This window comes from Nocardioides lianchengensis (assembly GCF_900101465.1).
In the GTDB taxonomy this organism is placed as follows: Bacteria; Actinomycetota; Actinomycetes; order Propionibacteriales; family Nocardioidaceae; genus Nocardioides; species Nocardioides lianchengensis.
On sequence record NZ_FMZM01000012.1, the window covers coordinates 113763 to 132800 of the forward strand.

A 19038-nucleotide genomic window follows, 5' to 3' on the forward strand; every position below is an offset into this window, starting at 1 on the left:
GCGAGGGTCATACCCTCCGAAATCGGCCGGTGGGAGCCGGTCCTGAGGACCGACTCCCACCGTGGTGCTGGTGCTGCTACCGCTTGCGGACCTTGATGGTCAGCTTGTCGGTGCTCCGCTCGAGCAGGTCGCTGCCCAGGTACTGGATCGTGACCCGCTTGGCGCCCCGGCTGCCGAACTTCTTCAGCCGCAGCATCGCGCGACCGTTCCGGACCGTCACCGTCCGGGTGCCCTGCCTCTTGACCGTGATCCGGGCCTTGCCCGTCGCTCGCACGCCGTCGGCACCGGCGACGCGGACCACGATGGTGGCCCGGGTCCGGTCGGCCACGACCTTCTTGGGCTTCACCGTGCCCCGGGTGACCGATCGGGCCTTCGCGACCGTCGCGATGAACGACGCCGATGCTGCGGCGTACGTGTCGTCCCCGGAGTACGACGCCGTCAGCGTCGTCCGTCCGGGAGCGAGCGACCGGGCCGGCAGGACCACGGTGGCCGTCCCGCCGGAGACCGCCGCCGACCCGAGGACCCGCGTCCCGGCCTTCACCTGGACCGTGCCGGTGGCGGCCGGGTCGACCGTCACCTTCACGGCGACCCGCTTGCCGTAGGTCCCGCTCACGTTGCTGACGGCCAGTCCCGCGGGCAGCGGGTCCGCGGTCAGGTCGAGCCCGACGATCTCGGGGTCGTGGTCAGAGGCTCCGAACTGGTCCGGCGCGAAGAACTGCGTGACGTTGTAGTTGAAGCGCCCGTACTGGAAGGCCACCGACTCCGGGGAGTTGATGTTCCAGATGTCCGCGCCGGTCACGAGCGCCTGAGCTGCCTCGTTGGCGTAGACGTGGTCGAGCGAGCCGGCAAGACCATTGAAGAAGTAGGTCTCCTCACCCTCGGTGTCCGACTCGACCTGGGCGTAGCCACCGGCCTCGATGACCTGGACCGGGTCCTCCTTCGAGTACGAGTTGAAGTCACCGGCGAGGAACAGCGCCTCGATCCCCCGTGCTGACCGGAAGGCGTCCGCGAAGGTGAGCAGGGCGCCGGCCTGGCGGACTCGGTCACCGTTGAACGCACCTTGCACGCCGTTGGCGTTGTCGCCGGTCGCAGGCGGAGTGCTGTCGCCCTTCGACTTGAAGTGGTTCACGATGACGCCGAACGCCTCGCTGTCCTGGGCGCCCGCCTTCTTGAAGGCCTGGGCGAGCGGCTCCCGGGCGTTGTCGAAGTTCTCCTCGTCCTTCAGGACCAGCGACGCACCGACCGGGGTGACGTCGGCCGACTTGTAGATGAAGCCCGTGCGGATGACGTCCTCCTGCACCGGGAGGGGAAGGTCCGCTGCCTCCGGCGAGGGCACGTACGACCAGGTGCCGGCGCCGGCGTCCGCGTTGAGCGCCGTCACCAGCTTGGCGATGGCGTCGTCACGGTCCTTGCCGAACTTGACCGAGTTCTCGAGCTCCTCGAGCGAGACCACGCTGGCGGTGAGCTTGTTGATGGCGGCGACGATCTTGGCCTGCTGGCGCTCGAAGCTGACCTGGGTGGCCGCACCCCGGGGTCCGTTGCCGCTGCTGGCCGACGGGTTGCCGCACTGGTTGCTGCCGATCGGCGTGCCCGCGCGGTCGTTGAAGTAGGTGCACACGTTGCCGCCGCCGGCCGCGACGTACGCCTGGCCGGTCGTCGGGAAGTAGTTCAGGACGTTGAACGTCGCGATCCGGATGTCGCCACCCACGTCGGCGGGGGCGGCGTTCTGCGTCCGCGTGTTCGCGAACTCGGCCACGTCGGTCCCGAGGCCTTCGACGGGGCTAGTCGGCTGCAGCTTGTAGAGGCCGTTGCGGTGGTCGACGACGAAGCTGCCCTTCAGCGTCGCGGCGGCGCCGGCCCGCACCGGGTGCGAGGCGTCGATCCACGACGACGGAGTGCCGGACGCCGTACCGCCGAAGTTCTGGCTCTTCCCGTCGTCGAGGGTGACCAGACGGGCGGCGTTCTGGTCCCGGAGCGCCTCCCACGCGCCGGTCTGGAAGTCCTCGACCTCGGTGGGCTGGACGAGCGGGCCGGTGCCCGTCGCCAGGCCGATCTCGCCGAACTGCCACGACGCGTAGCTGTTGGTCACGGTGTACGCCGCGTCGCTCGGGTCGACCAGCTCGCCCTCGTGCGCCTCGCGCTCGGCCGCGGTGGTGAACCAGGGGGTCGCCAGCGGGGTGACGGTCCCGAGGGAAGGACTCACGGGCGACCAGGAGCCGCCCGAGATCTGGGTCAGGCTGGCCGTGACGCCACCCGCCGCGCTGGTGTACTCGGCCGCGGTGCCGATGACCTCGACCGAGTCACCGATCGCGGGGTACGACGCGAAGCCGCCCGATCCGCCGTAGACGAAGACTCCGTCGGACGCGCCGGGCGTGGTGTCGGGTCCCGGCGTCTGGATGTTGAAGCCGTTGAACCCGCCGGTCTCGTAGACCGCGGTGACGACGCCGCGGGTGCGGACCGCCTGGTCCTTCAGCGGCGACTCGGGGCCGGTGCCCTGGATCTCCGCGACGGGACGGACGGCGGGGGTCTCGGCCACCGTGTAGGTGAACGTGACGGAGTCGGTGGCCGGCGTCGAGGCGGAGTCGGTGACGGTCGCGGTCACCTCGAAGGTCCCGGACTCCGTAGGGGTGCCCGACACCGAGCCGTCGGGAGCCACGGTGACCCCCGGCGGGGTGCCGGTCGCCGACCAGGCGTACGGCGCCGTACCTCCGGAGGCCGCAAGCGTGAAGCCGGCGACCGGGAGCCCGGCCGTCGCGGACTTCGCGCCCGGGGAGGCAGCGTCGAGCGGTCCCGCGGTCCCGGCAGCCGTCGGGGTGGGGGCAGCCACGACGAAGTCCGCGGCATTGCTGTCGGTGTCGGCGCCGTTCGCCGCCCGCTGACCCGACGTGGTTCCGGACAGCACCGTGCCCAGCTGGGCACCCTCGAACGTGTTGGCCGTGCCGTAGCCGAGAGAGTCGACGACCCCGGAGGTCGCCGCGATGTTGCCGGTCGTCGGTGCCAGGGCACCCTGCTGGTTGCTCAGGACGACGAGACCGGAGGCCGTGCCGAGGTTGAGCTCGCCCGTCACGTCGGGGGTCGGGAGCGCGGCGCCGTTGGCCGCATTTCCGGCCTGGCGGATGAGGAAGCGCCCACCCGGCGCGATGCTGCCCGTCAGGTTCGTCTTGTTGGACAGGTTCGCGCCGGTGTTGCGGGTCGCGCTGCCGTAGAAGACCGCCCAGGTGCTGAGGTCCACGGTCGCGCTGGTCGGGTTGTAGAGCTCGATGAAGTCGTGGGTGTAGGCGGACGCGGGGAACTCGCCGCTGGGGGCGAAGCCGCCGCCGCCGTACACCTCGCTGATGACGACGCCCGTGCCGGTGGGGTTCGCCGAGGCGGACGGGGCGACGACCGAGACCCCGGTCAGGGCGACCGCGAGTCCTGCGGTGCCGGCGAGCGCCCGACGGGCGCTCCTACGTGCTGAGGGCATGACACAGCCTTCCGAGAGGGAGGAGAGGGATGTGGCGAGGGGCCCGCCGGCGCGAACCGGCGGGCCCCTCGTGGTGCTACTTGCGCTTGACCTTGATCTTCACCGAGGTGGCGGCGGGCGAAGCCAGCGAGTTGCCCAGGTACCTGACCCGGACGTTCTTGGTCCCGGTCGAGCGGAACGGCTTCAGCACGACGACCGCCTTGCCGTTGCGGACCGTGGCGTTGTACTTCACGCCGCCGATGGCGACCTGGACCTTGCCGGTGGGCGTGTAGCCGGTGGCGGAGACGAGGACACGGAGGCGGACCCGGGTCTTCTTGACCACGACCCGCTTGGCCGCCTTCACGACCTTGACCCTGGGCGCGGCCTTAGTGACCACGGCCGAGGCGGTGGCCGTCGAGTCGGCGGCCTGCGGGCCGGTGAACCTCACCGAGACCGGGGTGGTGCCGGGCTTCAGGGTCTTGGCCGGGACCGTGAGCGTGGCCGCCCCATTGGTCACGGCGCCCGTGGCGACGACCTTGCCGCCGACGACGGCCTGGGCGGTGCCGTTGGCCGGCGCATCCGACGTCACCTTGACCGCGACCGTGCTGGGCCGGCCGTAGGCGGACCGGGCGACCGTCGCCGAGACCGTCGACTCCGCCTTGGCGATCGGGAAGTCGACCGTGGTGCCGCTCGGCTGGGCGACCAGCTCGATCGTCTTGCCGTAGGCGTCCTCCGGGACCGTGAGGTCTACGTCGGCCGCCCCGTTGGTGACCGGGAAGGAGCCGAGGCTCGTCGCCGCGCCGCCGAGGACCGCGCGGGCCTCGACGGTGGTGTTGGCCGGGGCGCCCTGGGACGTCAGGTTGAGCTTGCTCAGCTGGAGGTCCAGCACGGTGCCGGGCACGAGCGGCTCCGTGGGCAGACCGGTCGCGAAGACCTGGCGACGGGCGAAGGTCGGCGCCTTGGCCTGGCCGTTGCCGAAGTAGCCCTCGATCCACAGGTCGCGGTCGACCTTGGCGGTGTCGCGGTTCGTGCCGAGCTTGAAGGCGCGGAAGTTGTCACCGCCGGCAGCCAGGAACGAGAACGTCGACACGACGTACTCCTTGGCCGGGTCGAGCGGCTGCCCGTCCACCGTCACGCTGAGGATGTTGTTGCCGACCGGGGAGGTGGCCGACGTGTCGGGCCTGGCGACGACCTGGACGTTCTTGGAGAGGCCGAGGTGCAGGAAGGGCCGCGACGGGCGCGTGACGCCGTCGGCGGTGGTCTGCCACTGCTGCTCGAGGACCTGCTTGAACTCCGCACCGGTCAGGGTGACGTAGGAGATGTTGTTGGCGAACGGCAGGACCGCGTTGGCCTCCTCGAAGGTCACCACCCCGTCGGCGTCCTGCGGGCTGCCGGCCAGGTTGGCGGCGTAGAGCAGCTCGTTGCGCAGGCCGCCCGGGTTGACGACGCCGATGACGGGCGTGGGCAGGCCCGGGATGTCGGTGATCGGGGTGTCCTTCAGCGCGTCGGCCACGAGGTTCCCAAGCGCCGACTCCGAGAGCCGGTCGTCCCGGCTGCCACCGGTGTACTTGCCGTTGGTGTAGGCACCGCCGGTGTAGGCCGTCGTGACGTCGGCGGTGATGTTGCCCTCCGGCACGTCGCCGACCACGTTGGCGGCCGTCTCAGCGGCGCGGGTGATGGTGTCGACATCGGCGACGACAGGGTCGGCGAGGTTCTCGGTGGTGCCAACCGTGACCAGGCTCGACGCGTCGACCGTGACCGCGTCTGTGGTCGGGTCGACGGTGAGGTCGACGCGGCCGAGCTTCTGGCCGTAGGAGCCGGTCTGCACAATCGGTCGTGTCCCACCGCCCGGCTTCGGCGCGGTCCAGGAGTACTCCTTGTGCGTGTGGCCCGTGAAGATGACGTCGACCGCACCGGCGGTCTGGTTGACGATCTTGGCGAACGGGCCGCCAGCCGCGATCTCGTCCTCGAGGGACGACCCGTCGGGCGTCCCAGCGCCGGCGCCGTCGTGGTAGGTGGCGACGGTGACGTCGCAGGTGCCGGCGGTCTCGAGCTGGGTCGCGACGCGGTTGACCGCGTCGACAGGGTCACCGAACTCGAGGGTGCTGATCCGGTCCGGGCTGACCAGGGTGGGGGTCTCCTGGGTGATCGCGCCGATCACGCAGACGTTGACCCCAGCGACCTGGTGGGTCGAGTACGCCTGGACGCCGGGCGGGAGAGTCTGGGTGCCCTTCAGGTAGACGTTCGCGCCGAGCAGCGGGAAGTCCGCCTTCCGGTACTGCGCGTTGCCGTCGATGACGTTGGCCTTCAGCCAGTCGTAGCCCTTGTCGAACTCGTGGTTGCCGAGAGCCGAGGTGGCCAGGCCGAGCCGGTTCAGCACGTCGATCGTCGGCTGGTCGTCGGTGAAGGACGAGTTGAACAGCGAGGCGCCGATGTTGTCGCCCGCCGACAGGAGCAGCACCGGATCTGCCTCGGCGGCGTTGCGGATGCCCTGGATCGTGGTGGCGAACTCGACGGTGCTGTAGGTCGTCGCGTCGCTGCTGCCCGAGCCACCGTCGGACGAGATGCGTCCGTGGTAGTCGTTGATGTCGAGCAGGGTGAAGCTGACCGGCGCTGCGTGGGCCGCAGGCGCCGTGGCGACCGACAGGACTGAGGCCGCGAGGCCCAGTCCGAGACCGGCGGCGAGACCGCGTCGCGCGCGCCGGGTGCTGGGGGTTGAGGACACGAAGAAGACCCTTTCGAAAGGACGTGGGCGGACCCAGGAGGGCTGCACCCTAACCCCGAATCACGGTCCGGAGTCCGGGTGATCGTGTGAACGGGGCGTAACGCTTTGACCCCAGTTCATCTGGCCCGTTCGCGTCACTTCCAACTGGTCACAAAGGACCAGGGGATCTTTGGCGGAACTTCACCTTGCCCGCGTCACCGAAGGTTCGCGCGCTGCTTCCAGACGTCGCGGAAGAACTCGTAGCCCGACCACAGCGTGAGGGCCACGGCGACCGCCAGGCAGGCCTGCGAGACGTAGAAGAGGACCTCGCCGGGCGTCTGCAGACCGCTGGCCAGGTCGTCGTCGCGCAGCGGCAGGGTCAGGCCACCGAGGGCCAGTGCCTGGAAGGTCGTCTTCAGCTTGCCGAGGTCCTTGGCCGCGATCACGACCCGCTTGAGCACCGAGAGCCGCAGCAGCGTCACGCTCCACTCGCGCAGCAGCACCACGATGGTCACCCACCACCAGATGTCACCGACGATCGAGAGGCCGATGAAGGCCATCCCGGTGATCGCCTTGTCGGCGATCGGGTCGGCGATCTTGCCGAAGTCGGTCACCAGGTTGCGGGCGCGGGCGATGTCGCCGTCGATCTTGTCGGTGATCATCGCGACCGCGAAGATCACCCAGGCCACGAGACGCCATTGCGCCGACTCGCCGCCGTCGATCAGGAGGGCCCAGGCGAAGAACGGGACCAGCACGATCCGCAGGGTCGTGAGGATGTTGGGCAGGTTGAAGTTGCTCACCCGCTGCTCGGTCCCGCTCACCTCAGGCCTCCCCCTCGATCGGCTCGGCGATCAGGTCGACACCGTCGGTGCCGACCACGACCGCCCGCACGATCGACCCGATCGCGGCCGTCGACCCGGGCAGGTACGTCGTGCCGTCGACCTCGGGGCCCTGGTGGGCGGCGCGACCCGCGACGCCCTCGTCGGTCGACTCGACCAGCACCTCGAGGACCTCGCCGATCCGCTCCTCGGCCCGCTGGGCGTTGAGCTCCTCGACGAGGGACTGCACGTGCTCGGTGCGGGCGCGGACCTCGTCCTCGTCGAGCTTGCCGTCGTACGTCGCAGCCTCGGTGCCGTCCTCGTCGGAGTAGCCGAACACGCCGGTCACGTCCATCCGGGCGGCGACCAGGAAGTCGCAGAGCGTCTCCAGCTCGGCCTCGGTCTCGCCGGGGAAGCCGACGATGACGTTGGAGCGGACGCCGGCGGTCGGGGCGTAGCCACGCACCTGGTCGAGCAGGCCGAGGAAGCTCTCCGGGTCGCCGAAGCGGCGCATCCGGCGCAGCACGGTCGCGCTGGCGTGCTGGAAGGACAGGTCGAAGTAGGGCACCACGCCGGGCGTCGTCGCGATCGCCTCGATCAGGCCCGGGCGGGTCTCGGCGGGCTGCAGGTAGGAGACCCGGACCCGGTCGACGCCGTCGATGGCCGCGAGCTCCGGCAGCATCGTCTCGAGCAGCCGCAGGTCACCGAGGTCCTTGCCGTACGACGTGGAGTTCTCCGAGACCAGGAACAGCTCGCGCGCGCCCTGGCTCGCCAGCCACTGGGCCTCGAGCAGGACGTCGGCCGGCCGGCGGCTGACGAACGAGCCGCGGAAGGCCGGGATCGCGCAGAAGGTGCAGCGGCGGTCGCAGCCGCTCGCGAGCTTCAGCGGGGCCATCGGCCCGCCGTCGAGCCGCCGGCGCAGGCCGCGCGGGCCGGTGGCCGGACCGCCGACCCCGACGTCGCCGCTGGTCGCGACCGCGTGACCGGGCACGCTCACCGTCGAGGCGTCGCGGGCGGTCGGGGAGATCGGCAGCAGCCGGCGCCGGTCCTGCGGGGTGTGTGCCTGGTGCTGCTCCCCCGCGACGATCGAGCGCAGCCGCGCCGCGATGTCGGGGTAGTCGTCGAAGCCCAGCACCGCGTCGGCCTCGGGCAGCGACTCGGCCAGGTCCTTGCCGTACCGCTCGGCCAGGCAGCCCACCGCGACCACGGCCTGCGTGCGGCCGCCGTCCTTCAGGTCGGCCGCCTCCAGCAGGGTGTCGACGGAGTCCTTCTTGGCGGCCTCGACGAAGCCGCAGGTGTTGACGACGACGGTGTCGGCGTCGGCCGGGTCGTCGACCAGCAGGAAGCCGTCGGCCTCCAGCCGGCCGGCGAGCTCCTCGGAGTCGACCTCGTTGCGGGCACACCCGAGGGTCACGAGGGCCACCGACAGCAGGTCGCGGGCAGGGGGCGTCTCAGTGGTCTGGCTCATGATCGTTCCCGAGTATGACGCTCCGGGCCTCCAGGTCGCGAACTGCGGGACGCTGGTCGAGGTGTGAGGGCCTCCGGGCCCGGGCCTCGCAACCCGGTGAACCGTACGGCGACCTCGATCGAGGTCGCCGTACGGCAGGACGCGTTTCGAGCCTCCTCCGCTCGTTCCTCGCTCCGGAGCACCTCAACCGGCGATCAGACCGGTTCCGTGTCCGGTTTCACGGTCAGCACCGGACAGACCGCGCCGAGGATGACCCGCTGGGCGACGCTGCCCATCAGCAGCTTGCCGACCGGCGTGCGGTGCCGCATGCCGAGCACGATCAGGCGGACCCCCTCCTCGCCGGCCACCCGGAGCAGCTCGTCGGCCACGTCGGAGGCGACCACCTGACGGACCTCGTAGGAGATCCCGTCCAGGTCGTCGCCGACGTGCTCGAGGACCTCGGGGGCGGCGTACCGCTTGTCGACGTAGGCGTCGCCCTTCGAGCCGTTGACGACCAACAGGCCGTAGCCGCGCAGCCGGGCCTCGGCGGCGGCGTGACGCACCGCAGCCTTGCCGAACTCGTCGGGGGTGTAGCCCACCAGGATCGTGCTCATCGGTCCACCAGCTCTCGTTCGTCGGACGGGTCGTCAGCGGCGTCGTCGCTCCGGTCGAAGCGCGACGGGAGGAGGTAGCGCACGGCGATCGGCACCACCAGGAAGAGCGCAGTCAGCACGTAGACGATCACCGCGAGCGGCTCGTTCACGAGACCCGAGCTGTCGCCGCCCGAGAGGGCCAGCGCCTCGCGGAGCTTGGACTCCATGATCGGACCGAGGATGACGCCGAGGATCAGCGGCAGCACCGGCAGCCCGAAGCGGCGCATCGCGAGACCCAGGAGACCGAAGACCAGGAGCAGGAACAGGTCGAAGGAGTCCAGGTTGACCGTGTAGGCACCCAGCGAGGCGAAGAAGAGGATGCCGGCGTAGAGGTACGGACGCGGCACCCGCAGCAGCTTCGCCCACAGCGGCGCGAGCGGCAGGTTGAGCACGAGCAGCATCGTGTTGCCGATCAGCAGGCTGGCCAGCAGCGTCCAGACCAGGTCGGGCTGCTCGGTCATCAGCTGCGGGCCCGGCTGGATGCCGTAGCTCTGCAGCGCGGCCAGCATGATCGTCGCGGTCGCGGTGACGGGCAGGCCCATCGCCAGCAGCGGCACGAACGTGCCGGCGGCCGAGGCGTTGTTGGCCGCCTCCGGCCCGGCGACGCCCTCGATCGCCCCCTTGCCGAACTCCTCGGGGTGCTTGGTGAGCTTCTTCTCGGCCAGGTAGGACAGGAACGTCGGCGTCTCGGCCCCGCCCGCGGGGATCGCGCCGAACGGGAAGCCCAGCGCCGTGCCCCGCAACCACGGCTTCCACGACCGCCGCCAGTCCTCCTTGCCCATGAAGGGCTGTCCGACCGGCGTGATCTGCAACGGCGTACGACGCAGGTGCGCGGCGACCCAGAGGGCCTCGCCGAGCGCGAAGATGCCGACCGCGACCACGACGATGTCGAGCCGGTCCGCGAGCTGGGTAGTGCCGAAGCTGAGCCGCGGCTGCCCGGTGTTGAGGTCCAGGCCGACCAGCCCGATGGTCAGGCCGATGAAGAGCGCGATGAACCCGCGCAGCTTGGAGCTGCCGAGTACGGCGGTGACCAGGACCAGCGCCATCACCGTGATCGCGAGGTACGACGGGGCGCCGATCTCGACCGCGATGTCGGCCAGGGCCGGCGCGAAGAACACCACGCCCATGGTGCCGATGGTGCCGGCGATGAAGGACCCGATGGCGGCGGTGGCGAGCGCCTGGGCGGCCCGTCCCGCCTTGGCCATCTTGTTGCCCTCGATGGCCGTCATCACCGACGACGACTCACCGGGGGTGTTGAGCAGGATGGAGGTGGTCGACCCGCCGTACATCCCGCCGTAGTAGATGCCGGCGAACATGATGAAGGCCTGCGTCGCGTCCAGACCGTAGGTGACCGGCAGCAGCAGCGCGACCGCCATGGCCGGGCCGATGCCGGGCAGGACCCCGACGAAGGTGCCGAGCAGGACGCCGAGCGCGGCCCACAGCAGGTTCTCGGGCGTGACGGCGGCCTCGAGGCCGCCCCAGAGGAGATTCAGAGAGTCCATCAGAGGATCCCGTCCAGGAGGCCGGGGCTCAGGGGGATGCCGAGCCCGACGTAGAAGCCGTACCAGCTGCCGACCGACATCACGGTGCCGACGAGGACGTCACGCACCAGGGTCGTGCTGCCGAGCGCCCAGGCGGCGCCCGCGAACAGCAGGGCACCGGAGATGGCCCAGCCGAGCACGCCGACGGTCGCGATCGTGAAGACCAGGACGCCGACCAGCTTGGCGACGGTCAGCCAGTCCGCCGGAGTGTCCAGGTCGATGTCCTCGCCGTCGTCAGCCTCCGGGCGCGAGCCCCGCAGGGTCGCGACCACCAGCAGGACCGCCAGCAGGAGGAGGACAGCACCGATGACGTACGGGAAGACCCGGGGGCCGACCGGGTCGGCGAAGCCGACGTCGAGGGTGGTGGCGTCGTACACGGTGTAGCCGCCCAGCAGGGCCAGGAAGCCGGCCAGGCCGAGCTGGCCCCGGTCGATGGCCGGCGTCGTGGTCGGCGCGGTGGTCGGCGCCGGGGTCTCGTGGCTCGTCTCGGTCACAGCAGACCGACCTCCTTCAGGGTGGACGCCACACGCGCGTCCTGGTCTTCCAGGAACTGACCGAAGTCGTCGCCGGTGGTGAAGGCGTCGATCCAGCCGTTGTCCTCCAGGGCCTGCTGCCACTGCGGGGACTCGTGCATCTCCTCGACGTAGGCGATCAGCTCGTCGCGTCGCTCGTCGGAGATGCCGGGCGGCGCGAGGACCCCGCGCCAGTTGGTGAAGACCAGGTCGATGCCCGACTCGGTGAGGGTCGGAGCGTCCTTGACCGACTCCCCGGTCAGCCGCTCCTCGCCCGACACCGCCAGCACGCGCAGCTTGCCGGCCTCGATCTGGCCCTCGAACTCGCCGAGACCGGAGAACCCGACCTCGATCTTGTTGCCGAGGAGCGCGCTGGTCAGCGGCCCGCCGCCGTCGTACGCGACGTAGCGGACGTCGGACGGCTCGATGTCGACCGCCTCGGCGAGCTGCATCGGGAAGAGGTGGTCGGGGCCGCCCGGGCTGGAGCCGCCGCCGACGGCGATGCCCGACGGGTCGGCCTTCCAGGCCTCCACGAAGTCGTCGATCGTCTGGTACGGCGAGTCCGCCGGGACCAGCAGCCCCTCCTGGTCCTCGATGAGCTGGGCGATCGGGGTCGCGTCGGTGACCTTGTAGGGCAGCGCGAAGGAGTACGCCGACCCCACCACGCCGAGGCCCATCGTCATCATCGTGTGCTCGTCGCCCGAGGCACCCATCAGCCGGGTCAGGGCCACCGAGCCGCCCGCCCCGAGGATGTTGGTGACCTCGAAGTCGCCGCCCGTGACGTCGTTCTGCTCCAGGACGCTCACTGCGGCCCGACCGGTCTGGTCGTAGCCGCCGCCCGGGCTGTTGGGGATCCACATCGCGATGTCGCGCGAGTCGTCGCCGCGGGTGACCCCGCAGCCCGCCGTCGCGGTGATCGCGACGAGCGCGGCAGCGGCCGCAGCCGCTCGTGTTGCCGTCAGCATGTCTCTCCTGTCAGGTTCAGGTGTGACGAGCATCCCCACCTGTGTGGCGCCCGTCACGCTTCGGTAACCAATGGAGGTTGTGGAACTTGTGGTCACGGGGCCCGGGCGCCCGTACGACGCTCGCCGGGCAGTTCCTCGCGCTCCAGCTCGGCGTGCTGCTGGTCGTCCTGGTGGTCGTGAGCGTCTTCTCCGTCCGGCAGAGCGACGAGGACTTCCGCGACCAGCGCGGCGACCAGATGACGGCGGCGGCGGAGGCGGTCGCGAGCACGCCCGCGGTGCAGGACGGCCTCGAGGAGGTGCCCGACCGGATGGCCCTGGCCTTCACCCTCCAGCAGCGGGCCGACGACGTCGGCGCGACGGTCGCGTTCCTCGCCGATCCCGACGGACGGGTGCTGGTCAGCACCGACCCGACCCGGGAGGGCGAGGTGCTCGACCTCGGCGACCGCGACGCGGTGCGTCGTCGCTCCTTCGGTGAGATCGATGACCGCGGCTCCCGGGCCATCGCCGTGTCGGTACCGGTGATCGCCAACAACGCTCCTGGCGAGGGGTTGCCCGCGGCCGGGACCGTGGTGGGCGGCGTGGTGATGCTGGAGCGCTACCCGCCGCTGGACGAGCGGCTCGACAACGCCTTCGACGACCTCCTGATCTTCCTGGCCCTCGGCCTGGCCCTCGGCGGCGCCGGCTCGTGGCTGCTGTCCCGGCTCATCAAGCGCCGCACCCGCGGCCTGGAGCCGGCCGAGATCGCGGCACTCGCCGACCAGCGCGAGGCGCTGCTGACCTCGATCCGCGAGGGGCTGGTGGCGATCAGCGCCGACGGGGTGGTGACGGTGCTGAGCGAGAGCGCCCGCGAGCTGCTCGACCTGCCGGCCGACGCGCAGGGGCGTCCGCTGTCCTCGCTCGAGCTGGAGCCGCGGGTGCGCGACCTGCTCTCGGGCGACGGCCAGGTGCAGGACGCCGTCCTCCTCGTGGCCGGGCGGCTGGTCGTCGTCAACCGCAACCCGGTCGAGGCGTCCGGCCGCGCGGCCGGGACGGTGGTGACCCTGCGCGACCGCACCGAGCTGCTCGCCATGCAGAGCGAGCTCAGCGCCCGCCAGGGCGTCACCGAGACGCTGCGCGCGCAGACCCACGAGTTCAGCAACCAGCTGCACACCATCTCGGGCCTCCTCCAGCTCCAGGAGTACGACGAGGCCGGCCGGCTGATCGGCACCCTCACCCGCCGCCGGGCCGCGATCAGCGACGCCGTGACCGGGATCGTCGAGGACCCTGCCGTCGCCGCCCTGCTGATCGCCAAGACCAGCCTGGCCGCGGAGCGACGGGTGGACCTGCGCCTCGACGAGGACAGCGCGCTCCCCCGGCTCGGCCCGGACCTGTCGGCCGACGTCGGGACGGTGCTCGGCAACCTGGTCGACAACGCCGTCGACGCCGTCGCCTCGACCGGTGCGCCCGGCACGGTCGACGTACGGCTCCTGGTCGACGCCGACGAGGTGGTCCTGCAAGTGGCCGACACCGGTCCCGGCGTACCGGCCGACCACGTCGCCTCGGTCTTCCGGCGCGGCTTCACCACCAAGCCCTCCGACGCCAGCGGCCGCGGGGTCGGACTCGCGCTCGTCCAGGTCGTGTGCGAGCGTCGAGGCGGCTCGGTCTCGGTGCACAACGAGGGCGGGGCCGTCTTCACCGCCCGCCTGCCCGCCGAGGACCTCCATGACTGATCTTCGAGTGCTCGTCGTCGACGACGACTTCATGGTCGCCTCGATCCACACCCGCTTCGTCGACCGCACCGACGGCTTCACCGTGGTCGGCCAGGCGGCCACCGGCACGACCGCGCTGGCCGAGGTCGAGCGGCTGGCCCCCGACCTGGTGCTGCTCGACGTCCATCTCCCCGACCTCAGCGGGATCGAGGTGCTGCGCCGGCTGCGCGGCGGCGGCAACGACGTCGGCGTCATCGTCGTCACCGCGGCGCGCGAGGCCGACACGGTCCGGGCCGCCGCCGCGAGCGGGGCGGCGCACTACCTCGTCAAGCCCTTCGAGTACGACGACCTGGTCGCCCGCCTGCTCGCCTTCCGCCAGTCCCACCGGGCACTGGCCGGCGGCGCCGTCCCGGACCAGGACGACATCGACGCCGTCTTCGCCCCGGTCGGGCGCAGCCGGGTCGCGCTGCCCAAGGGGCTGAGCGCCGAGACCGCCGCCCTGGTCCTGGCCGCCCTCGACGAGGGCGAGCTGTCGGCGGCCGAGGCCGCCGAGCGGGTGGGTGTCTCGCGGGTCAGCGCGCGTCGCTACCTGGAGCACTACGTCGCCGAGGGCCGCGCCGCCGTCCGCCTGCAGTACGGCGGGGGCGGGCGGCCCGAGCGACGCTACCGGCGCACGACGTAGGTCTGGGTCGCCCGCTCGCCGGTGTCGCCGATCGCCTCCGCGTCGCCGCCCCCGAGCGCGACCTCGAGCGAGCCGTCGGAGCTGGTGACCTTGATCGGCGTCGCGACCTTCTTCAGGGTCTTGACCTGGCCGAAGGCGAGGTCGCCGGTGAAGACCAGCTCGCCCTTGCCGTCGACCACCTTGACCGCCGCGCCGCCGCCGGCCGCGTCGAGCCGCAGCGACGTGACCGAGCCGGTCGCACTGCTGGTGAGGCCCGCGGAGCCGTCCAGCGGCGGCTCCTTGTCGAGCGCGACCGGGCCGTCCATGAACAGCCGGGCGATCGACCAGGCGAGCACCAGCACCATCACGGCGGCGACCAGCACCGACCAGTTCGGTCCGCCGCGGGTGCCGCGGATCGAGCCGTGGGCACCGGTGGCGAGCTCGGCCTCGAAGACCTGGCGGGCCTCCACGGGCGCGTCGGCGTACCGCTCGTCGTAGACGGCGAGGAGGGGGGCCGCGTCGATGCCGACCACCCGGGCCAGCGTGCGCAGGTGACCGCGGGCGTAGAAGTCGCCGCCGCAGGGCGCGAAGTCGTCGACCTCGATCGACTCGATCACGTGCGGGCGGATCCGGGTGCGCTCGGCCAGCTGGTCCACGCTGAGCCGCAGCCGCTCGCGGGCCGCCGCCAGCTGCGGGCCGACCACCGGGTCGACCGCGGGCTCGGGCGCCTCGAGGTCGTCGATGCGCGGGAGCGCGACCGCCGTCGGCTCGGGCGCCGGGGTGATCGCCTCCTCGACCAGGTCGACCCGGCCGGGGCTGCGCAGCGCGCGCACCGCGGTGTGCTCGACGTCGTCGTCGTCGGCGGTCACGGTCAGGTCGCTGCGGACCTCGATCCGCGCCGCCGTCGCGGGATCGCGCACCGGCTCCGGGGTCGGCGTCGCCGCCGCCACCTCCTCGGCCACCAGCTCGTCCTCGGCCCGCGCCTCACCCGGGGTACGACGCAGCCGCGCCAGCTGGTTGATCGCGCCGGCCAGCCACGGCCGCGGGTCCGGCAGCCGCCGCTCCCCCGCGGCGTCGGCGTTCTCCGCCGGGTCCTCCCCCGTGGAGGAGTCCGCCGAGTCGTCGTCCACAGGCTCGGCGGCGTCGGCGTCCTCCGCGGCCGGCTCCGGGGCGGCGGAGTAGTCGTCGTACACCTCGACGACCTCGGCCGCGCCGGCGGCGAGCTCGTCGAGGGCCGCGGTCAGGTCGCCGGTCGCGCCGGTGACGCGGGTCGAGAGGGAGAGCGGTACGGCGAGCGGCTCGCCGTCGTACGGGAAGACCTCGAGGCGTCCGTCGCGCAGCAGGCCCGTGCGGGGCAGGTGCTCGAGCGCCTCGACCGCGTCCCACGGCATGCCGTGCCAGGCCCGGCCCTGGCGGACCCGCAGGCCCTGGGCGTCGGCCACGAGGAGCGGGGTGCGGGCGTCGACGAAGGCCTGCAACCAGGCGGCAGCGACGGCGCCCATGACCAGGCACAGCGCCCAGTCGAGGAGCGCGCCGGAGCCGCTGGCGCGCGAGAGGTAGAGGATCGCCACGACGGCGGCCACGCCGCCGATGGCGCCGGCCAGGCCCGCGTTGCGGCGGACGGTGATCTCGGGGGCGGTCTCGGTGTCGGTCTCGTGGTCCATCAGCTGCTCGCTCACATCTCCCCCTGCAGGGTCGCGATGACGCCGTCGATCTCGTCGGGCTTGACCAGCACGTCGCGGGCCTTCGAGCCCTCGCTGGGCCCGACCACGCCACGGCTCTCCATGATGTCCATCAGCCGGCCCGCCTTCGCGAAGCCGACCCGGAGCTTGCGCTGCAGCATCGAGGTGGAGCCGAACTGCGTCGACACCACCAGCTCGATGGCCTGGATGACCAGCTCCATGTCGTCGCCGATGTCGTCGTCCAGGTCGCGCTTCGAGGCGGCGGGCGCCGTGACGTCCTCGCGGTACGTCGGCTCCAGCTGCCCCTTGCAGTGCTGGACGACCTGCGCGATCTCGGCCTCGGTGACCCAGGAGCCCTGCACGCGGACCGCCTTGGACGAGCCCATCGGCAGGAACAGCCCGTCACCCTGGCCGACGAGCTTCTCGGCGCCCGGCTGGTCGAGGATGACCCGGCTGTCGGCCAGCGACGAGGTCGCGAAGGCCAGCCGGGACGGGACGTTGGCCTTGATCAGGCCGGTGACGACGTCCACCGAGGGCCGCTGGGTGGCGAGCACCAGGTGGATGCCGGCCGCCCGGGCCAGCTGGGTGATCCGGACGACCGAGTCCTCGACGTCGCGCGGGGCGACCATCATCAGGTCGGCGAGCTCGTCGACGATCACCAGCAGGTACGGGTACGGCGTGAGCACCCGCTCGCTGTGCGCGGGCACCTCGACCTTGCCGGCGCGGACCGCCTTGTTGAAGTCGTCGATGTGCCGGAAGCCGAAGTTGGCGAGGTCGTCGTACCGCATGTCCATCTCGCGGACGACCCACTGCAGCGCCTCGGCGGCCTTCTTGGGGTTGGTGATGATCGGCGTGATCAGGTGCGGGACGCCCTCGTAGGCGTTCAGCTCGACCCGCTTGGGGTCGACCATGATCATCCGGACCTCGTCGGGCGTGGAGCGCATCAGGATCGAGGTGATCATCGAGTTGATGAACGACGACTTGCCGGAGCCGGTGGCGCCGGCGACCAGCAGGTGCGGCATCTTGGCCAGGTTGGCGACCACGAAGCCGCCCTCCACGTCCTTGCCGAGGCCCGCGATCATCGGGTGCGTCGCCGAGCGCGCCGTCGAGGAGCGCAGCACGTCGCCGAGGGAGACGATCTCCTTGTCGACGTTCGGGATCTCGACGCCGACCGCGGACTTGCCGGGGATCGGCGAGAGGATCCGGACGTCCGCCGAGGCCACCGCGTAGGCGATGTTCTTCTGGATGTTCATGATCTTCTCGACCTTCACGCCGGGGCCGAGCTCGACCTCGTAGCGCGTGACCGTCGGACCGCGGGTGTAGCCGGTGACCTGGGCGTCGATCGAGAACTCGTCCAGCACCTGGGTCAGCCGGTCGACGACCGCGTCGCTGGCCTTCGACTTGGCCTTGTGGACCGAGCCGGGCTTGAGCACCTCGTCGGCCGGGAGCGAGTAGACGATGTCGCCCGACAGGGCCAGCTGCTCGACGCGCGCCGGCAGCGGGGTGTGCGGCGGCGGCTGCAGGTCGCCCCGGCTCTCGCCCGCGTCGCGTACGGCGGGCCGCTCCACGGTGTCGTCGGGCCCACGCTCGCGGACCGCCTCGGACACCTCGGTCTCGGCGCCCGGATCCACGTCGCCGGGGTTGCCGGAGTGCTCCGAGGAGAACAGGTCGACCCCGACGTCGTGCGGGTCGTCCTCCTCCAGCGCCACGTCGATCGCGTCCTTCTTGCGGCCGCGCTTCTTGACCTCGCGGTCCTCCAGCACCGGGGTGTCGTACGCCGGGTCGCCCATCTCGGGGTCGATCTCGTCGTCGTGGCCGCGCCGGCCGCGAGCGGAGTCGTCGTCCTCGTAGTGCCGGCCGAGCAGCCGGTCGCCGAGGTCGCGGAGCCGGTCCGGCACCTGGTAGAGCGGGGTCGCGGTGACCACGAGCACGCCGAAGAAGGCGACCAGCGCCAGCAGCGGCACCACGACGTACGGCGTGCGCAGCAGGTCGAGGAGCACCGAGGACACGACGAAGCCGATGGCCCCGCCGGCGCTCTGCAGCGACGAGGTGTCTCCGTCGACCGGCTCGGGCGAGCCGTTGGCGATGTGCACGATCCCGAGCACGCCGAAGGCGACGGCCGTCCAGCCGATCACCTGGCGGCCGACCGGACCGTTCTGCTCCGGGTCGCGCAGGGTGCGCCAGCCGACCCAGACCAGGACCAGCGGAACGAACCAGCCGATCTTGCCGACCGAGCCGGCGACCGCCGTACGGGTGAAGTCGAAGACGCCGCCCCCGGGCTCGAACCACACGGCCGCGGCGACCACGACGGCCAGCCCCATGAGGAAGAGCCCGGCGCCGTCGCGCCGGTGCGCCGGGTCGAGGTCGCGGGCGCTGCGCCCGATGCCCCGCGCGGCCGCGCCGAGTCCGTGGGCGATGCCCAGCCAGACCGTCGCGAGCCCGCGGAAGAGGGCGGTGAAGAGTCGGGCGACCGGTCCCGGCCCGCTGCGGACGGCGCGCGGGGCCGGACGCGAGGTCCGGGCCCGGGTGCTCTTCGCGGGGGCGCGCTTGACGGGTCGCTTGGCCGGCTGTCGGGCCGACTGCTTGGTGGGTTGCTTGCCGGTACTCCGGGCGCGGGGGGTCGAACCGCTTCGTCCCGAGCCTCGCGACCCGGAAGTGGACGTGCTCTTGCTCCGCGACCCCGGCGGGGAAGACGTACGGGTCGCCATGTTCCCGACCCTAGGCGATCGTCCCACCAGTCACAGGGACCTCAGGAGTGACGAGGTGGCGTGTCGCACCCGTCGGTGACGGGTCCCTCGAACTCCTTGCGTCGGGGCTGTGCGATGACAACTGATCCTCCGGTGACTCTGGACCATCGCGGGCGTGTGTCCTTAGGGTGCCGCTGGGGCCGGCGCATGGCGTCCGGTCGACTACATCCACTCGGAG

The 19038-nt window shown here is 71.7% G+C and carries 12 protein-coding genes; 2 read left to right on the forward strand and 10 right to left on the reverse strand.

The features are described 5' to 3' along the window. Positions 1 to 76: 76 nt before the first annotated feature. The 8 genes from BLT76_RS20375 to BLT76_RS20410 all read right to left on the reverse strand — a co-directional run bounded on the left by BLT76_RS20375 (position 77) and on the right by BLT76_RS20410 (position 12082). Positions 77 to 3463: an ExeM/NucH family extracellular endonuclease gene (locus BLT76_RS20375; RefSeq protein ID WP_090860138.1), complete on the reverse strand. Its 3387-nt coding sequence runs from the start codon at positions 3461 to 3463 to the stop codon at positions 77 to 79. Between the two features lie 76 nt (positions 3464 to 3539). Next, positions 3540 to 6167 carry a bifunctional metallophosphatase/5'-nucleotidase gene (locus BLT76_RS20380; protein ID WP_170867173.1) on the reverse strand — a complete coding sequence of 876 codons (2628 nt, stop codon included), beginning with the start codon at positions 6165 to 6167 and terminating at the stop codon, positions 3540 to 3542. A gap of 194 nt (positions 6168 to 6361) precedes the next feature. Further along, positions 6362 to 6967: a CDP-diacylglycerol--glycerol-3-phosphate 3-phosphatidyltransferase gene (gene pgsA / locus BLT76_RS20385; protein WP_090860140.1), complete on the reverse strand. Its 606-nt coding sequence runs from the start codon at positions 6965 to 6967 to the stop codon at positions 6362 to 6364. A gap of 1 nt (position 6968) precedes the next feature. Continuing rightward, positions 6969 to 8393, reverse strand: coding sequence for a 30S ribosomal protein S12 methylthiotransferase RimO (rimO, locus tag BLT76_RS20390; protein ID WP_211753111.1), 1425 nt, complete (start codon positions 8391 to 8393; stop codon positions 6969 to 6971). 233 nt (positions 8394 to 8626) lie between these two features. Then, entirely contained in the window at positions 8627 to 9025 is a 399-nt protein-coding gene (locus tag BLT76_RS20395; RefSeq protein WP_090860142.1) for a universal stress protein, read from the reverse strand. Next, on the reverse strand, positions 9022 to 10566 hold the full coding sequence (locus tag BLT76_RS20400) for a tripartite tricarboxylate transporter permease (protein ID WP_090860143.1): 1545 nt from the start codon (positions 10564 to 10566) through the stop codon (positions 9022 to 9024). Before BLT76_RS20400 ends, BLT76_RS20395 begins: the two co-directional genes overlap by 4 nt. Next, entirely contained in the window at positions 10566 to 11099 is a 534-nt protein-coding gene (locus BLT76_RS20405; RefSeq protein ID WP_090860144.1) for a tripartite tricarboxylate transporter TctB family protein, read from the reverse strand. Before BLT76_RS20405 ends, BLT76_RS20400 begins: the two co-directional genes overlap by 1 nt. Then, positions 11096 to 12082 (reverse strand): Bug family tripartite tricarboxylate transporter substrate binding protein, encoded by a 987-nt coding sequence (locus tag BLT76_RS20410; protein ID WP_090860145.1) that lies wholly within the window; start codon positions 12080 to 12082, stop codon positions 11096 to 11098. Before BLT76_RS20410 ends, BLT76_RS20405 begins: the two co-directional genes overlap by 4 nt. A gap of 86 nt (positions 12083 to 12168) precedes the next feature. On the opposite strand from BLT76_RS20410, the gene BLT76_RS20415 reads away from it, so the two are divergent. After that, positions 12169 to 13791, forward strand: coding sequence for a sensor histidine kinase (locus tag BLT76_RS20415; protein ID WP_090860146.1), 1623 nt, complete (start codon positions 12169 to 12171; stop codon positions 13789 to 13791). Further along, entirely contained in the window at positions 13784 to 14452 is a 669-nt protein-coding gene (locus tag BLT76_RS20420) for a response regulator (RefSeq protein WP_090860147.1), read from the forward strand. Before BLT76_RS20415 ends, BLT76_RS20420 begins: the two co-directional genes overlap by 8 nt. On the opposite strand, the gene BLT76_RS20425 is transcribed toward BLT76_RS20420, so the two are convergent. Together BLT76_RS20425 and BLT76_RS20430 are read right to left on the reverse strand one after the other, a co-directional pair. Continuing rightward, positions 14434 to 16110, reverse strand: coding sequence for a helix-turn-helix domain-containing protein (locus tag BLT76_RS20425; RefSeq protein ID WP_090860148.1), 1677 nt, complete (start codon positions 16108 to 16110; stop codon positions 14434 to 14436). The genes BLT76_RS20420 and BLT76_RS20425 overlap by 19 nt on opposite strands. Continuing rightward, positions 16107 to 18821, reverse strand: coding sequence for an FtsK/SpoIIIE family DNA translocase (locus BLT76_RS20430; protein WP_090860149.1), 2715 nt, complete (start codon positions 18819 to 18821; stop codon positions 16107 to 16109). Before BLT76_RS20430 ends, BLT76_RS20425 begins: the two co-directional genes overlap by 4 nt. Positions 18822 to 19038 lie beyond the last annotated feature (217 nt).

Excerpts from the sequence above, each read along its gene's own strand:
- BLT76_RS20375 (WP_090860138.1), bottom strand. The coding sequence starts at position 3,463 with ATGCCCTCAGCACGTAGGAGCGCCCGTCGGGCGCTCGCCGGCACCGCA.
- BLT76_RS20395 (WP_090860142.1), bottom strand. The coding sequence starts at position 9,025 with ATGAGCACGATCCTGGTGGGCTACACCCCCGACGAGTTCGGCAAGGCT.
- BLT76_RS20400 (WP_090860143.1), bottom strand. The coding sequence starts at position 10,566 with ATGGACTCTCTGAATCTCCTCTGGGGCGGCCTCGAGGCCGCCGTCACG.
- BLT76_RS20410 (WP_090860145.1), bottom strand. The coding sequence starts at position 12,082 with ATGCTGACGGCAACACGAGCGGCTGCGGCCGCTGCCGCGCTCGTCGCG.
- BLT76_RS20420 (WP_090860147.1), top strand. The coding sequence starts at position 13,784 with ATGACTGATCTTCGAGTGCTCGTCGTCGACGACGACTTCATGGTCGCC.
- BLT76_RS20430 (WP_090860149.1), bottom strand. The coding sequence starts at position 18,821 with ATGGCGACCCGTACGTCTTCCCCGCCGGGGTCGCGGAGCAAGAGCACG.